This window comes from Nostoc sp. KVJ20, assembly GCF_001712795.1.
Lineage (GTDB): Bacteria > Cyanobacteriota > Cyanobacteriia > Cyanobacteriales > Nostocaceae > Nostoc.
In genome coordinates this window covers 21,601-38,600 of record NZ_KV757595.1, presented here as the reverse complement: position 1 = coordinate 38,600, position 17,000 = coordinate 21,601, and the positions used below count along the sequence as shown (strand labels likewise).

Sequence of the window (17,000 nt, the reverse complement as noted above, 5' to 3'; positions counted from 1 at the left end):
GTTGTACAGTGCGTAAGTCCTAGATAATATAGAAGAATATGTAAAATTCAACAACTATTTTCAGTATTTGGAAGCTATGTCTGGGTTAAGCTAAATCTCGGAACGGGCAAAATCCCCTTGTTAAATAAATGTAGGGCAAACTTCCGCTACAGTGTACTAGTTTACTACCATCGTAGGATCTGTGAAAGTTCAAAGTACGGAATGTGGGTTTGAAATGCTTGTATGGTCTATGTTTTAAGATTTTTTGTTATATCCTCAGCCTCAGAGACTCACTAGATACTTAAAAACTCTAATCACCATTAATAGGACTTACGCAAAACTACACGCAGTAGGGGCAATTCATGAATTGCCCCTACCGTCAAATCAGGATTTTGGCTATTGTTTGCGTAAGTCCTAATTAAATTTCCTACGAAAATAAAAATAAAGCGCCTGTCGATTGCAGGCGCTTTTTCGCAACTTTTAAGTGATTATCATTCTTAGCTGAACTGGTTCTATTTTCGCAAAGTGCGATCGCTCTGTCCAACCCATATATCGCTTGAAGGGGCGAGAAACCAGATATAGCAAGCTTTGAGTTTTCTATAAAATATTCTTATCCAAAACGACCATTCACATAGTCTGCCGTTTGTTGCTTCAAGGGGTGATTAAAAATCTTTTCTGTCCGATCAAATTCCACCAACTCACCTAAATACATAAACGCAGTGTAATCAGAAACACGAGCGGCCTGCTGCATATTGTGAGTGACAATCAAAATCGTCACCGTTTCTTTCAATTGATCGATCAACTCTTCAATGCTGGCGGTAGCTATGGGGTCTAAGGCTGATGTCGGCTCATCAAATAGAACAATCTCAGGGTCGGTCGCCAAAGCGCGGGCGATACACAATCGCTGCTGTTGACCACCAGAAAGGTTAAAAGCTAAATCATTTAGACGATCCTTGACTTCATTCCACAAAGCTGCTTCATGCAAAGCTTTCTCTACTTTTTCATCAAGGATTGCACGTTTCGATTCACCCCGCACCTTCAAACCGTAAGCTACATTTTCATAAATGGACTTAGGAAAGGGATTAGGTCTTTGAAACACCATACTAATCCGCATCCGTACCTCAATTGGGTCAACTTTATTACTGAGCAGGTTAATCCCATCTGGCTCAAGAGTGATTTCCCCCTTATAGCTATTTCCAGGGTAAAGGTCGTGCATTCGATTAAAACAACGTAACAGGGTGGTTTTACCACATCCAGAAGGCCCAATCAGTGCCGTTACTTGTTTTTCACCCACTGACATATTAATGTCTTTGAGAGCGTGGACTGTTCCACCGTAGTAGAAATTCAGATAATTGACCGAAGCTTTGATGGATTTTTCTAGGGTTGATGATGCAATTTCTACCATTTGATTTTTTTGCGTAAACGATAGCGGATATAAATTGCCACAGCGTTCATAGCCAAAGTAATGGCAATTAGAACAATACCTGCTGCTGCTGCATTCACCTGAAACTCAGCTTGGGGACGAGATACCCAATCGAACATTTGAATGGGCATAACTGTAAACGGAGCGAGTAACCAAGAGAATGAGATGTAGGGAAACTGCCCAGTAATTGGTGGTTCTGGTAAGAAGGCTATAAATGTCAGCGCACCAATGGTAATTAGGGGTGCAGTTTCACCAATCGCTCTTGCCAAGGCAACAATAATCCCAGTGAGAATTGTGCCTGTTGAGTAAGGCAAAATATGATCCCAAATCATTTGCCACTTAGAAGCCCCTGTTGCGTAGGCAGCTTCACGGATACTATTTGGTATAGCACGCAGAGCCTCACGGGTAGAAACGATCACCACTGGTAAAACCAATAACGCCAAGGTAAACCCAGCGGTAATAATGCTTCGACCGAAATTGAACCCATAAACAAATACACCCAAAGCCAAAAGTCCGTAAATAATCGACGGAACACCAGCTAAGTTGGTGACATTAATTTCAATTACATCAGATAACCAATTTTTTCGGGCATACTCTTCTAAGTAAATACCTGATGCTATACCAATGGGTATGGCTACTAAAGACGTTACAAACATTACCAAGAGCGTTCCCACCCAAGCTGAGAGAATACCTGCTTCTTCCGCCCTGCGACTAGGAAACGAAGTCAAAAATTGCCACGAAAGACGTGGAAAACCATCGGTGATTAAATCAAATAATAGTGCCAGTAATGTGACAATACCAAACAGCATTGACAAGATGCCAATAATGTTGAAAATATATTGCGATCGCTTATTCCGGCTAATAGTCTTGCGGACTTCTTGAATATTAAGAGTTGTCATATCAATAAATTTCTCGATAGCGCTTGGTGAGAAAATGACCAATGATGTTGAAGACTAAAGTCATTAAGACTAACGTCAGTCCAACTGCAAAGATAGTCTGATATTCCAGGCTGCCATGAGGTAGGTCGCCGAGACTCACCGATACAATGTAGGCTGTCATGGTAGCGGCTGGTTCCATCGGGTTAAGGGTCAAGTTTGGTTGTCCACCCGCAGCAATAGCCACTATCATCGTTTCACCGATCGCACGAGAAATACCCAAAATGTAAGCCGCAGAGATCCCAGAAATAGAAGCTGGTAATACGACTCGCAAAGCTGTCTGGAAACGGGTAGCCCCCATTGCATAAGAAGCCTCGCGTATATGTGCGGGTACTGTACGCATGGCATCTTCACTCAGGGAACTGACATAAGGAATAATCATAATACCGATGACGAGTCCCGCACTTAACATACTAAAACCAGGTAAATCTGGCAAAATTACCTGCAACAATGGTGTGAGAAATAAGAGCGCAAAATAACCGTAAACTACTGTAGGAATACCCGCCAACAATTCTAAAGCTGGCTTGACAATTTCCCGAACGATGGGTGAAGCAAATTCACTCAAGTAAATAGCAATAATAGTACCTAGCGGTACTGCCACTAATAAAGCAACAAATGTAGTGACTAATGTTCCTGTCACCAACGGCAAAATACCGAAATGTTTATCATCAAATAATGGTGTCCATTGAGTATCTGTAAGGAATTTCCATAAAGATACTTGTTGAAAAAATAGAATTGACTCGTAAAATAAGATACCAAGAATTGCTACTGTAGTTGCCACAGAAGAAAGTGCCGCTAGAAACAAGACAGACTCTATTGCCCGTTCTTGCAAATCACGCACTAGCTTTCGAGAGAGTTGAGTTTGTTTTACACTACTCATGCTGGGATGCGATCGCTCTTTGGATGATGAATTTAAATACACAAAGAGAGGTACTACACCTCCCTTTGATAAATTGCAGATTTTGAACTAATTCAAAAATCAAAATTAGGCTTATTCTCTGGCTTCACGGCTTAATAATTCTTCAATTTTCAGCCCAACTGATTCTTGACCACCAAAAATCGTGCCATATCTCTTCTTATTGAAGTGATTCTGGGCGGTAGTGTATGCTGACGCTGGCAGGGGAACGTATTTTACTTCTTGAGAAAACTTAGCTGCATTTTGCAAGTAAAATTGCACAAACTGCTTGACTTGTGGCTTGTCAATAGACTTGGAACTAACATAGATAAAAATGGGACGAGATAGCGGACTGTAAGTGCCATTTTTAACTGTTGTTTCCGATGGCAATACGCCGTTAACTGGCACTGCCTTCAGTTTATTTTTGTTTTCTGCGTAATAAGCATAACCGAAGTAACCAAGGGCGTTCTTATCACGGCTAACACCTTGTACAAGTACGTTGTCATCTTCGCTTGCAGTAAAGTCACCCCGGCTAGACTTCGATTTGCCAACAACAGCTTCGGTAAAGTAGTCAAAAGTTCCAGAGTTTGCACCAGGGCCGAACAACTTTAGAGGTGCATTGGGGAATCCGTTACGAACCTGATTCCAGTTGTTGACCTTGCCTTGTGCCCCAGGTTCCCAAATTTTCTTCAATTCGGCGACTGTAAGATTTTTTGCCCAGGAATTTTGGGGGTGAACCACCACTGTTAAAGCATCATAAGCTACTGGTAGTTCGACATAACGAATACCCGCAGCTTTGCAAGCATCGATTTCTTTTTGTAGGATGGGACGAGATGCACCAGAGATGTCTGTCTCGCCACGACAGAACTTTTTGAAGCCGCCGCCAGTACCAGAAACGCCTACTGTAACTCTCACTCTACCGCTTTGCGCTTTTTGGAAGTCTTCTGCTGCTGCTTCCGTAATTGGGAAAACAGTGCTAGAACCATCAACCGTAACTGTGCTGACGCTTTGGGAATGAACCGCAGATATTGATAGACCAAATGTAGCGGTTACTATTGAGACTAGACCTAATACTGTCAGGCTGTTAAGCTTAAAGTTCATCTTGTTCATAACAAAATTCCTAGTTTGCTGGACATTGAATTTCCGCTAATTCACCTCAAGAAATAACTACTTTTTCAAGTTAAAAGTTTAGTGAATAAACGGAATGTCCATAGTCAAGAAGATGACATGATTAGTTAATGCGTGAGTTAAATTTTAGTTAATTAAAGGTTAATCATGATTGATACATTTATCGGGCACAATATAGCCAGAGTGAGCTATGTAAGCAGCAAATACGAATATGTCAATCTAAGAAATATGTAAACTGCTTTTTATTGATTTGAAATAGCTGGTTGATTTACGTCGTGATGTACTATATGACTTAATATTTGATGTTTGAAAAAACTCAGTACAACTCAAAGATGCTTCTTTCCCATTGTTTATTGTGTATTGCCTGTTTAAGCAAGTAAGTTCAAAAATAAAAGCGCATTCCTATAGATTTCTCACTTAATTGCAGAGCAGAAGTTATATCATGTTTGCTTGATTGCTTATTAAATCCGAAGAACCCCACCCCACCAGCTACGGTGTACACACAAGTCAAAAAAAGATCAATTTCTCATTGTTCGTTGGTTTATCTCGTTCCTATGCAGAGCATAGGAATGCCTGATTAGAGGCTCTGCCTCTAGTCAGATATTGAGTCAGAGACTNNAAATGCTTATCAAGCTAGGTTTTTAGGACTTGTGTGCACATCGTAGAAGGGGGGTTAGGGGGGATCTATAAGTGCCTAAAATTACAGCCAAATACTTTTCAAACAACCTCTTAGCCAGCCAGTCTCGCGTACTAGTAGCAACACCGAGATACAAAGCACTCGCTTTACTACTACTGAATCCCATCCCGCGAAAAATTGATCTTCCTGCAAACTTAATAGATTCTTCTATCGGAGTTAAGCGATCGCAACTACATATAGCCTAAATCCTGCTTTCTTTTGTTCGTCAGTTTTTGACCTCGATATCAGTCATTACGCAAGTAATTTATACTACGCAAAATCGGTCGAGCTTTAGTAGTTAAATGACTTCTGTAAGAATGACACAAACTGCTTTCACAGAGCAAGACAAACCAGAGGATTCAGCGATCGCTCCACTTAACGGATCGCCAAATTGCATACAATTGTGACGAGATGTAAAATCAAAAAAACAGTTTAGAAATTGGCCATTCCACACTTTTTACAAAACTCAATATACATACGTTTTATCGTGCCGACTTATTTATTCCCTTATTTCCTGTTAAGAGTTTCCTGTTAAGAGTTCCCTGCCTACGCATTTAGTACTTTACTTGATCGCATCGCAATCCTAGATTTTGAAAAAACGAACTTGCGACTTATTCTCATTTTTTTAACTATAGGCTCATTTAAATATGAGGGATTTTTTTGAACTTATATCAAGCTGCAATATGCATTTCTGCTATATCTTCGCATGGCGAAAGTGCTATGGTTGTGGTAATTTCTTAGTGTGTGTGCTTGATCACAGTATTAACGTGTCTAACCTCACTGCTAATTTAAACAACTTACTATATGCCTTAAGAAGACAACATCCGCCATCATCACTTCCATCATGCTACGCTGCCTATCTGCTTACAGATTTCATATATAAATGGTTGTAAATATATTTTTTCTGCTAGAGACTATCTACTAGATGATTTTCAAAAAAAATACATTAAGAAAGTCCTAAATTCTTCCAATTCCAAGTTGATCGGTGTAGACTAATGGTGTCTAATGATGTAAATATGATGTTTGCAAATCTTTTTTAATCACTTGCATTTATGACACTACCGGAGGTATGATATAAACTTAAATGACTTGCTAGATGTTCCCCTAAAGATAATAGACATGGCTACCGAAAGATTCGCTGTAGAATCTTGCAAGCCAACTTAGACAATACTTGTTTAAGTGAGATTTTTCCTGATTAGTGAAATCTCTAAAAATTATGATGTGCTTTAGAATTTTTATAGTCCTCTGATTCCTGTAGCCTACCCAAAGCTAGCTTTTCAGTGAGTGGTTGAGGTTGTACCCTTGAAACTGAGGCTATCCCGGATACTCTCCCCTAGACTCGCAAAACCCTAGGGGAATAACACCGGGCACTAATTGCACATTGTGTAAATCCCTGATTAACCCTACAAGGTTAATCAGATATGTAGTTGTGGTATTTTTGCTGTCAGGCTTTGGTCACACAACTGCAATGGATTAACTTTGCCCATAATTTACGACTCAATGCAATTTATACAATTATGTCACACCATTTTAGTCAAGACAAGGCTGTTAAAAAATTAGGAATGCCTGAAATCGGTATTTTAAGGCTATTTCCGAGTTAGGTCTTGTTCAAGAGCCTGAAAGCTAATTTTCAGCCAGGACAAACTCTTGACAATCAATATATGGAAAAAATTTTGACAGTTGGTGATTGAGAACTGGAATAATTTCCATAGCCATCGCTGCATCTACCAAATTTTGATCTGAAGATAAATCCTCTTAATCATCAATTACAGACGCCGCTGATTGTCAAAATGATCGAACCATAAGGGTGTCGAGTCTGTTGATGCAATTAGTTGATGTTTGCCTAAGTCTAGCTAAACAAAGCTTTAGCTCAATTTTTGGGCATTCACATCAACATTGATTACATCAATACTTGGCTTGGTGCAACGAACAAGGCTGTCCACCAAACAAAAATACCTTGTATTTAAGAGAAGGTTTTTACCCTGTTCTTTCCTCCCAACATTACTTTAAGGAGGTTTAGGGTTTCCTCAGTGAAATTACGGCATTCAAAAATATTTTTTATTAACTTTTGTATCTGATTCAGACTAGTAACTAAATTCTGTTGTGGAGACAAGAAAATGCCACCAGTGCTTTCTGAGCAAAATCTGGATGAAAAGCTTTTGCACACTTTGGGTGTAAAGCTTTCAGAAAAAGAATTACAAAACTTCCTGGCAGAAATGGAGATTGTGGAGCCACCAGTAGCAAAGCAGTTTTGGCAATCTGCACAGACCAATCCTGGTATCTACATGATCCTGACAGGGAAAGTTCGACTGTTAGATAGCTCCGAGAATTTAATCACTACCTTTGGTGCATGGTCTTGTTTCGGGGAATTGACTCTGTTTCCCGAAGCTAACTTTAGTCCTTATGTAGTTAGAGCTTCGACAAGCTTAAAACTTGGCTATTTCAGACAAGAGGCATTGCAAATATTAATAGACAAGTATCCCAGCATTCGCGATCGCCTATTTGCCCGTGCAGAACTTTGGGATTTGCTGTTGTTATGTCGCCAAACCTCACAAATTCCGGGTCATACATCACAAGTTCCAGGGATGCTCAAAGCCTTATCTCTCTTTGAGCGACACCAGTTAGATCCTGGCTCTATAAGTCCACAAATATCCCAAGATTCCCAACTGTGGCTATTGTATAGAGGTCAACTGCGGCATTCTCAAGGCCATTCTTTGACACCAGGCACTATCTTTGCCCAACCAGAACAAGGTGATTGGCAAGCAACGCAACCAACGATTGCTTACACTCTGAAAAACGACCAGAGGCAAACAGCACTAGAATACTTCCCGGAGTTGGGGGAGTGGGGATTGGGGAGTAGGGAGTGGGGAGTAGAGAGTAGAGAAAAAACTTCTCAATCTCCAAAAGCCAAAATTATTCCTTTTCCCCAAAGAGAGAAGCAGTCACAACAACAGCCAAAAAAATCAAATTTTTATTTTCCCAGTCCCAAGGTGCAAGTGGGGCATTGGTGGAAACGCCTCACTAAGAGCTATCCCTTTTATGCCCAACAAAGCGCAGCCGATTGCGGCTCTGCTTGCTTGGTGATGGTTGGTAAATATTGGGGCAAGCATTTTAGTATCAATCGCCTCCGGGATATGACCAATGTCAGCCGCAGTGGTGCATCCCTAAAGGCCATGGCAGCAACAGCAGAAAACCTGGGTTTTTCCACCCGTCCGGTGAAAGCGACTCTTGATAAATTGGCAGAACAACCTTTACCTGCAATTGCTCATTGGGAAGGCAAACACTTTATTGTCGTCTATGAAATCACCAAAAAGCGGGTGGTTGTATGTGATCCCGCTCTTGGTCAACGCAGCCTGACAAAAGCTGAATTTCAAGCAGGTTGGAGTGGTTATGCATTGTTACTGCAACCTACAGCTCTCCTAAAAGATGCTAAAGACGAAAGTATTAGTTTTTGGAAGTTTTTTGACTTAATTAGACCTCACCATCGGGCACTACTAGAAATTTTTATAGCTTCGATATTAATCCAATTATTTGGATTGGTAACGCCAGTATTCACCCAGCTTTTGCTCGATCGAGTACTTGTACAGCGTAGCGTTACAACCTTAAACGCCATTGGTTTAGGGATGATTATTTTTGGGTTGTTTGGTGTCGCTGTCAACGCCCTACGGCAATATCTTCTATTTCATACTGCTAACCGCATTAGTGTTTCCTTACTCGTAGGTTTTATTAAACATACCTACCGCTTGCCCCTTTCTTATTTCGAGTCGCGTTTTGTTGGGGATATCATCTCGCGCATCCAAGAAAACCAGAAAATTCAGCGCTTTCTCACCGGTCAGACACTCTCCATCTTGCTGGATATGCTGACATTGGTGGTTTATCTGAGCTTGATGTTCTCCTATAGCTGGCGAATGTCATTATTTGTATTGTGTACAGTACCGCCATTTTTTATCTTGGCGCTGGCTAGCACAAGTATTTTGCGCCGGATGTCCAGAGAGATTTTTACTGCTGGTACTCAAGAAAAAAGCTATCTCATTGAATCCCTCAGCGGAATTCGTACCGTCCGTTCATTGGCAATTGAACAGACCGTGCGCTGGCGTTGGGAAGAACTGCTGAATGATTTGGTCAAAAAAGGCTTTAATGCTCAGATAATTGGTAATCGCCTGCAAATTATCAGTGGTGTCATCCAAACTTTTGTCAATACTGCATTGCTATGGTATGGAGCAACCCAGGTAATTAATGGCGACCTGACTATTGGACAATTAGTTGCTTTCAATATGTTGGTGGGTAACGTCTTGAGTCCTTTCCAACGGCTGTCTATGTTGTGGAATCAATTACAGGAAATTGTGATTTCCACTGAACGCATTAATGACGTGTTGGAGGCGGAACCAGAAGAAGACTTAGAAACTAAGCCCCGGAAGACTTTGGGTAAGCTGCACGGTAACATTCGCTTTCAGAATGTCACCTTTCGCTATCACCCAGAAAGTGAGATTAACGTACTAGAAAATCTCAACTTTGAAATTCAGCCAGAACAGATGGTTGCAGTGGTGGGGCGTAGCGGTTCTGGAAAAACAACCCTTAGTAAATTGATTTTGGGTTTATATCCACCAACAGACGGCAAAGTATTGATTGATGATCATGACATCACTGCTGTTGCCTTGCGATCGCTCCGTTCCCAAATTGGCGTTGTAGACCAAGATACTTTTCTCTTTGGTGGGACTATTCGTGAAAACATTGCGATCGCTCATCCAGATGCCTCTTTAGAAGAAATTATCCAAGCAGCAAAATATGCCGGAGCCGATGAATTTATTCAAAAACTACCAATGGGTTATGAATCCCAAATTGGTGAAGGCGGCGGTATGCTCTCTGGAGGACAGCGCCAACGCCTAGCGATCGCCCGTGCGTTGCTCGGAAATCCTCGGTTATTGCTGTTTGATGAAGCTACAAGCCACCTGGATTCCGAATCAGAACGAATTATTCAAAACAACCTGAAAACAATTCTTCAAGGACGCACAAGTGTAATCATTGCCCATCGTCTCTCTACAGTCCGCAACGCTGACTTGATCTTAGTTTTAGACCAGGGCGTTTTGGTAGAAAGCGGTACCCACGACGAATTAATCGCCAAAAAAGGTCATTACTACTACCTGAATCACCAACAACTTGCTCAAACCGGTTGAGTCTAGGAACTGAGGACTTGGGACTACTTTGTTTTTTCACTCCATCTACAATTTATTGGAAATAAAACTATGCCATATCCCAACAGATCATCCCCACTTACCCAAGATGAGCGGGATGAGTATCAAAGTTACACACAGCAAGAGAAACCTGTAGAAGTTAACGAGGAGACAGAGGCAGAAAGTAACAGTCAAGACTTGTACTACGGTACTGAAGAATTGCTCGATGCCTTACCTCGAATTTGGACTCGTGGTTTGTTGTACCTACTCATAGTATTTTCTGGTCTATTCTTGCCTTGGGCAACTCTATCGCGAGTAGATGAAACTGGCACCGCCAGAGGGCGGATAGAACCTAAAGGTGCAACTCAAAAATTAGACTCTCAAACTGGTGGTAGTGTCAAAGCCGTTCGGGTCAAAGAAGGAGATACAGTCAGAGCCGGTCAGGTTCTACTAGAACTCGATTCTGATGTCCTAGAAACAGAACTGCAACAAATCCAGAGCAAATTGCAAGGGCTACAAAATCGGCAATCGCAACTGGAAATACTTAAAAATCAACTCCTAATGTCAACTAGCCTTTTGGAGCAACAAAGTAAATCCCAAGACTTAGAAAAAATGGCTCAAGTGAACCAGGCACAGCAAGACCTTGACGCCAAACTAAATAGCTATAACCTCCAAAAGTTAGAAAAACAAGCATTAGTGAAGCAAGCAGAGCAGCAGATTTATACCACTCGCAACGATCAAGAATCGGCTAAAACTCGTTTGAGTATAGATTCTAAGCAAGTTGAACGCTTTAGTAAGCTCGTTCAGGATGGTGCGGTTTCTGCCACCCAAATTGATCAACTCAAAAAAGAAGAACAAGAGAGCAAACGACTCTACAACAAGTCTTTATCAGATATAAAACAAGCACAGTTGCAGTTAGCAGGAGAGCTAAATCGTTATCAAGTCACTATCAATACGTTGGAGTCTGATATCAAACAAGCAAAACTCCGGCTGCAAGGGGAACAAAGTAGCTATAAAAGCGTGATGCAAGCAGGCAAACTGGCTGTAATGAAAAATCAAGAACAGCTAAAAGACCTACAAACACAAATAACAGCAGTGCAATCAGAAGTTGCTCAGACTAAGAGCCAGATTCTATCTATCAGACTCCAAATGCAGCAACGAGTGGTGCGATCGCCAATTAATGGGGTGATTTTTGAATTACCCACCACTAAACCGGGAGCAGTAGTCCAACCAGGTCAAAGGATTGCCCAAGTCGCACCCCAAAATGCAGACTTCGTACTCAGAGCAAGTATGCCTAATCAAGATAGTGGTTTCTTGAAGGTAGGAATGCCAGTTAAGGTCAAGTTTGATGCCTATCCCTTCCAAGAATATGGCATTGTCGCAGGGAAAGTTACTTGGATTTCTCCTGACTCAAAAGTAAGCCAAACACCTCAAGGGAATGTCGAAATCTATGAGCTAGAAATCACCTTAGATCAGCAGTATGTCGAAAATGGCAACAAACGTATCCCATTAGGTGCCGGTCAGACAGCAAATGCTGATGTCATCATTCGTCAACGGCGCGTGATTGACTTTGTTCTAGATCCGTTCAAGAAATTGCAAAAAGGCGGTTTAGAGATTTAGTTCAGAGCGATCGGGACTGAGGAAGAGTTTCTCTAATTCCCAATCCCCTTAATTATTGGAGATATCATGTTATGCCCCATAATCTAAACATTTCCAGTTCAGATATCATTCACAGTCTCAAACTCTCTTGTCAGATACCTGATCTAGTGGAAGCAATAGCATCGCAAAGCATTATTGCCGAAACCGCCCAAGAGCTAGGAATTACAGTCACACCAGAAGAACTACAGCAAGAAGGAGATGACTTACGGTTCGCTAAGAAGCTTGTTAGAGCTAAAGAAACCTGGACATGGCTAGAACAACACCACCTGTCTGTGAATGAGTTTGAAGAATTAGCCTACAACAACGTCCTTTCGCGGAAGTTAGCAAATCATTTATTTTCTGCTCAACTCGAAAAGCACTTTTATGAACGTCAACTGGATTATGTCAGTGCCGTTACTTATGAAGTCGTCTTAGAGGATCGAGATTTGGCTTTAGAGCTTTTTTATGCTCTAGAAGAAGGCGAAGTCAATTTTCCAGAAATCGCTCGTCTATATATCTCAGAGCCAGAAGCCCGCCGTGCTTATGGATACCAGGGAATTCGATACCGAAAAGATTTTCGTCCAGAGATTGCAGCCGCCGTATTTGCTGCTGCACCACCAGAAGCTCTCAAACCGATTACGACTCCCAAAGGAGTGCATTTAATTTGGGTGGAAGAAGTCATTCAACCCAAATTAGATGAACAGTTGCGCCAAAAAATCATTACAGAATCCTTTGCTGGTTGGTTAAAGCAACAAATCAACGCTATGAGAATAGTCACTCGCCTAGACTCGGACGCAAATATGCGATCGCAGGAGGAATTACTAGAGCAAGTTTAAATCTGTTATTGACCAACACCCAATAGCTAATTAAGTGTCAAATATTTTTATGGCTGACAATCTCCCTTTTTTAGGGTTGATTCTTAGAAATATAAAATATTTGAAATGCCTATTTGCTGCGCTAAAAAATAGTTTATTTTTTTAGCTTTGGTCTTTTAAGAAATAAAATTCTACATTACAAAATTGACATACACAGAAATTAGAATAATTTCTGGAAGCTTTTACTGGTATTGATTAAAGCGATCAATGCCATATTTTGCTGTGCTTTTTTAGAGCAGAAAACAAATTATTAAATATGATGATTATTGGCTAAATTTATCTTTTTTCTATAAGTAAATCTAATTAAAAAAAACTTTCAAAAACCTATTGACTTTCACTGTAAAACAACTATAGTTAGTACATAGCCAAAAACAACTTGGCTAGCCGAAAAAAGCTAAAAAGATTTACATCATTTCAGGAGAAAATCAATGATTATTGCAGACTTGAACTACTTGGAAATCACCTCTGAAGAAGTTATCGGTGGCTTTGGTTACGGTTACGGTTATGGCGATTTCGACATCGACAAAGACGTAGACATCGATGTAGATTTCAATGAAAACATCGATATCGACAAGAACGTAGATGTTGATGTTAACGTCAGCGGCAACCTAGCTACTTCTGAATCAGGCGCTACCGCATTGGGTAACAACAGCTTTGCTGAAACCTTCGCTTTCACCTTCACAAATGATGGTGTTGCTTCTGCTAACGCACTCAGCGTATCTGGTACTGGTAACTAAAAATTAAACTCCACTTACAATGAGTATAAACTCTTGCAAGTAGAGTCGGCTCGAAAGCCTACTAGATTCATAAATTACCGAAAGCTCTCTGCTCATTTGAGCTTTCGGTATTCATTTAAACTACACCGTTTAATTTCAAATAATAGTTTCAGCAACAAATTTTTACAAAGCTTAGTCCTCAACCCAACCTATAGTTATGTAAAGTTCGACCGCCCTGAGTTAAAACTCTAGGGTAGTAGCTATGTCTGCGATGTTTCCCTATAACAGCGTCCTGATCGTAAACCCCCCGAAGGTTAGATGAGGATGATTCGTTTTAATATACTAAAAATCAGAATTTTAATCGGTTAAAACCGACTTCAGCTATAGGTTACAGAAACTCAAGTTCCTGGTGGGTGTAGCAATAGAAAGACATATCAGATGTATAAGTTATGACTACACTTCCTGAGTCTCTAGAACTCGCTGTTCAACATTACCAAGCCAAGCGCTTCACCCAAGCCGAACAGGTTTATCGTCAAATTATAGAGGTAAATCCCAGACAAGCGGAGGCACTATACGGCTTAGGTATGCTGGCGCAACAGCAAAAAGAATATCAAAATGCAGAATCATTTTTCCAAGCCACCTTACAATTACAGCCAGAAATAGCGGCAGTACACAACAGCTTAGGGTATAGTTTACAACAGCAAGGTAAGCTAGAGGATGCGATCGCTTGCTATCAAAAAGCACTGGAAATTCTACCCGACTGCATAGAAGTACAAGCAAATCTCGGTAATGCTCTCCACCTCCAAGGAAAGCTGTCATCGCAGGAAAAAATTTACTATGCAGACTTAAATCAGCAATTTGCTTTAGGTAGACAAAACGCAGGTGATTTGAGGATTGCAGAGTTATACTATCGGCAGGCTATTGCATTGCAGCCAGATTTAGTATCAGCTCATAATAATTTAGGAGATGTACTTCAAAAACAGGCACGCTTCGATGATGCCATCAAGTCTTACCAACAAGCAATAAAAATTCAACCAGACTCTTTTTATGCCTATCACAACTTAGGGCATACTTTGCAGCAAAAAGGTAAGCTTAAGCAAGCAATAGCAGCATATCAAAAAGCGTTAAATATTAAACCAGATTTGGCATTAACCCATAATAATTTGGGAAATATTTGGAAGAAACTCAACAAATTTGATGCTGCTATTGAATCTTATCAAGAAGCAATCAAACTTCAGCCTGATATAAATATCATCCATTACAATTTAGCAACTGTTTTCAGACAAAACGGTAAATTAGAGTCAGCAATCAGAGCATTTGAGAAAGCTTTAAAAATTGCCCCAAATTATGCTCCTGCTAAATTAGGTATTTGTATCAGTCAGCTACCTATTATATATTCTAGTGTTGATGAAATTGAATTAAGCCGTAATCAGTATCAACAGCATTTGCAAAATTTAGCTGAAAGCTATCAATTAACTAAACAAGAAGAACAAGCAAAATCATCTGAAGCTGTGGGCACATTACAGCCTTTTTATCTCGCATATCAAGGTTTAAATGACCGAGATTTACAGCGAACTTACGGACAAATGATTTGTCAGATCATGTCGAGTCGCTATACCCAATGGAGCAAACCGCTTGTTCTCCCGAACTTAGATAAAAATGAAAAGGTTCGGGTTGGTATTGTCTCTAGATTTTTCTGTAATCATTCTAATTGGAAAATCCCTATTAAGGGTTGGGTAGAAAATCTCGATAGAAGTGAATTTGAAGTATTTGGTTATCACACTGGAACAACCAAAGATGATTCAACAATCAGAGCCGCTCAAGTTTTGGATAAATTTGTTCAAGGCGTTCGCTCAATTGAACAATGGTGTGATGCGGTAACTGAAGATAAATTACACATCCTGATTTTTCCAGAGTTTGGGATGGACTCAATGACTGTACAAATGGGTTGCTTAAGACTAGCGCCAATTCAAATGACATCTTGGGGGCATCCTGATACTAGTGGTCTACCAACTATTGACTATTACTTGAGCAGTGATTTAATGGAATCAAAAAATGCTCAAGAACACTATACAGAAAAGCTAGTTAAACTACCAAATTTATCTATTCATTATACACCTTTGGCAATTAAACCGCAAGCAATTACGAAGGCAGATATAGGTTTACAAGAAGATGAAATTCTCTTCTGGTGTTGCCAATCTTTGTATAAATACTTGCCCAATCATGATGATGTCTTCCCCCTAATTGCGAAGGAATTAGGGAATTCTAAGTTTGTATTTATTAAACATGAGAGTGAAGAAGTTACAGAAGTATTTCGCCAGCGTTTAAACCGTGCTTTTGAAGAATTAGGGCTGAATTACCAAAATCACTGTTTATTTTTGCCTCAGATGAAGAGTCAGACTTTTGCTGGTACTACAGCCTTAGCTGATGTCTTTTTGGATAGTATTGGATGGTCTGGATGTAACTCTACTTTGGAATCTATTGCCCACAATATTCCGGTTGTTACTTTACCAGGAGAACTGATGCGGGGACGACATTCTCTAGCCATCTTGAAGATGATGGGTATAGAAGAAACGATCGCCTCCAATAAAGAAGAATACGTAAACATCGCTATTCGGCTGGGGAAAGATGCTGAATATCGTCAATATATCTCCCAGCAAGTCGCAGAAAATAAACATAAACTATATGGCGATTTAAAACCAGTCAGAGCGCTGGAAGATTTTCTTTTGCAGCTGGTTAATAAATCCAGAAAATTTGACACCAAAGATGTTACTGAAGCTTTTAAACTTGCAGTTCAACATCATCGAGCTAATCGCCTGGACGAAGCAGAACAGTTATATCGTCAGATTATCGACAAACAGCCAGATTATGCAGAAGCACTATATGGGTTAGGAATGCTGGGACAACAGAAAGGTGCATTCGAGGAAGCAGAGAAATTCTTGAGTGCAGCTTCTCAAGTTCAGCCTAACTCTGTAAAAATTTGGTTTAGTTTAGGCAATTTTCGCCAAACTCAAGGGCAATTGCCAGAAGCAGAAGTCGCTTATAAAAAAGCTATTGCTCTCCGACCAGATGCGGGGACAATTTACAACAATTTGGGCTATACCTTGCAACAACAAGGTAAGTGGGAAGAAGCGATCGCATCTTATCAAAAAGCTCTGGAATTTCAACCTAACTGTACAGAAGCAGATGTCAATTTAGGTAATGCGCTTTTTGCCCAAGGAAAGCTTTCAATCGAGAAACAAACTTACTATGCTCAACTCAACTATAAGTTTGGCATTGCTCGCCAACAAGCAGCTGATTGGAAAACTGCTGCTCTTTACTATCGAGCTGCGATCGCACTACAGCCAGATTTGGTAGAAGCTCATTATAACTTAGGGGTGGTACTGCAAAAACAAGGAGAGATAAAAGCAGCGTAGGCGTAGCCCTCAAAAAGCTTTAGAGTTCAATCCTCAATATGGGGAAGCCAACATGAATTTAGAACAGATTTACCAAACTCAGCACCAAGAACTTATCCAATCTAAGTCACTATAAATTTGGATCAGACAATTAGTTCAACTTAATAGG

At 40.4% G+C, this 17,000-nt stretch carries 10 protein-coding genes; 6 read left to right on the top strand and 4 right to left on the bottom strand.

What is annotated here, in order from left to right:
* Positions 1 to 589: 589 nt before the first annotated feature.
* The 4 genes from pstB to A4S05_RS11020 form a co-directional block, all read right to left on the bottom strand.
* Positions 590 to 1,384: a phosphate ABC transporter ATP-binding protein PstB gene (gene pstB / locus A4S05_RS11035; RefSeq protein WP_069069879.1), complete on the bottom strand. Its 795-nt coding sequence runs from the start codon at positions 1,382 to 1,384 to the stop codon at positions 590 to 592.
* A complete protein-coding gene (gene pstA, locus A4S05_RS11030; RefSeq protein ID WP_069069878.1) occupies positions 1,378 to 2,301 on the bottom strand; it encodes a phosphate ABC transporter permease PstA in 924 nt (307 codons plus the stop codon). The genes pstB and pstA overlap by 7 nt, the downstream gene beginning before the upstream one ends.
* A gap of 1 nt (position 2,302) precedes the next feature.
* Positions 2,303 to 3,217 carry a phosphate ABC transporter permease subunit PstC gene (gene pstC / locus A4S05_RS11025; protein ID WP_069069877.1) on the bottom strand — a complete coding sequence of 305 codons (915 nt, stop codon included), beginning with the start codon at positions 3,215 to 3,217 and terminating at the stop codon, positions 2,303 to 2,305.
* 111 nt (positions 3,218 to 3,328) lie between these two features.
* A complete protein-coding gene (locus A4S05_RS11020; RefSeq protein WP_069069876.1) occupies positions 3,329 to 4,342 on the bottom strand; it encodes a PstS family phosphate ABC transporter substrate-binding protein in 1,014 nt (337 codons plus the stop codon).
* A 708-nt stretch (positions 4,343 to 5,050) separates the two neighbouring features.
* Between A4S05_RS11020 and A4S05_RS40185 the strand changes: the two genes are divergently transcribed.
* From A4S05_RS40185 to A4S05_RS10995, 6 genes are all read left to right on the top strand, one after another.
* Positions 5,051 to 5,242: a hypothetical protein gene (locus tag A4S05_RS40185; RefSeq protein WP_141699690.1), complete on the top strand. Its 192-nt coding sequence runs from the start codon at positions 5,051 to 5,053 to the stop codon at positions 5,240 to 5,242.
* A gap of 1,911 nt (positions 5,243 to 7,153) precedes the next feature.
* Positions 7,154 to 10,210 (top strand): peptidase domain-containing ABC transporter, encoded by a 3,057-nt coding sequence (locus A4S05_RS11015; protein WP_069069875.1) that lies wholly within the window; start codon positions 7,154 to 7,156, stop codon positions 10,208 to 10,210.
* 69 nt (positions 10,211 to 10,279) lie between these two features.
* Positions 10,280 to 11,827 (top strand): beta-barrel domain-containing protein, encoded by a 1,548-nt coding sequence (locus A4S05_RS11010; RefSeq protein WP_069069874.1) that lies wholly within the window; start codon positions 10,280 to 10,282, stop codon positions 11,825 to 11,827.
* 71 nt (positions 11,828 to 11,898) lie between these two features.
* Complete coding sequence (locus tag A4S05_RS11005) at positions 11,899 to 12,681, top strand: peptidylprolyl isomerase (protein ID WP_069069873.1); 783 nt, start codon at positions 11,899 to 11,901, stop codon at positions 12,679 to 12,681.
* Positions 12,682 to 13,148: 467 nt separating this feature from the next.
* Positions 13,149 to 13,457, top strand: coding sequence for a hypothetical protein (locus tag A4S05_RS11000; RefSeq protein ID WP_069069872.1), 309 nt, complete (start codon positions 13,149 to 13,151; stop codon positions 13,455 to 13,457).
* A 428-nt stretch (positions 13,458 to 13,885) separates the two neighbouring features.
* Positions 13,886 to 16,852 carry a tetratricopeptide repeat protein gene (locus A4S05_RS10995; RefSeq protein WP_069069871.1) on the top strand — a complete coding sequence of 989 codons (2,967 nt, stop codon included), beginning with the start codon at positions 13,886 to 13,888 and terminating at the stop codon, positions 16,850 to 16,852.
* The last annotated feature ends 148 nt before the right edge of the window (positions 16,853 to 17,000 follow it).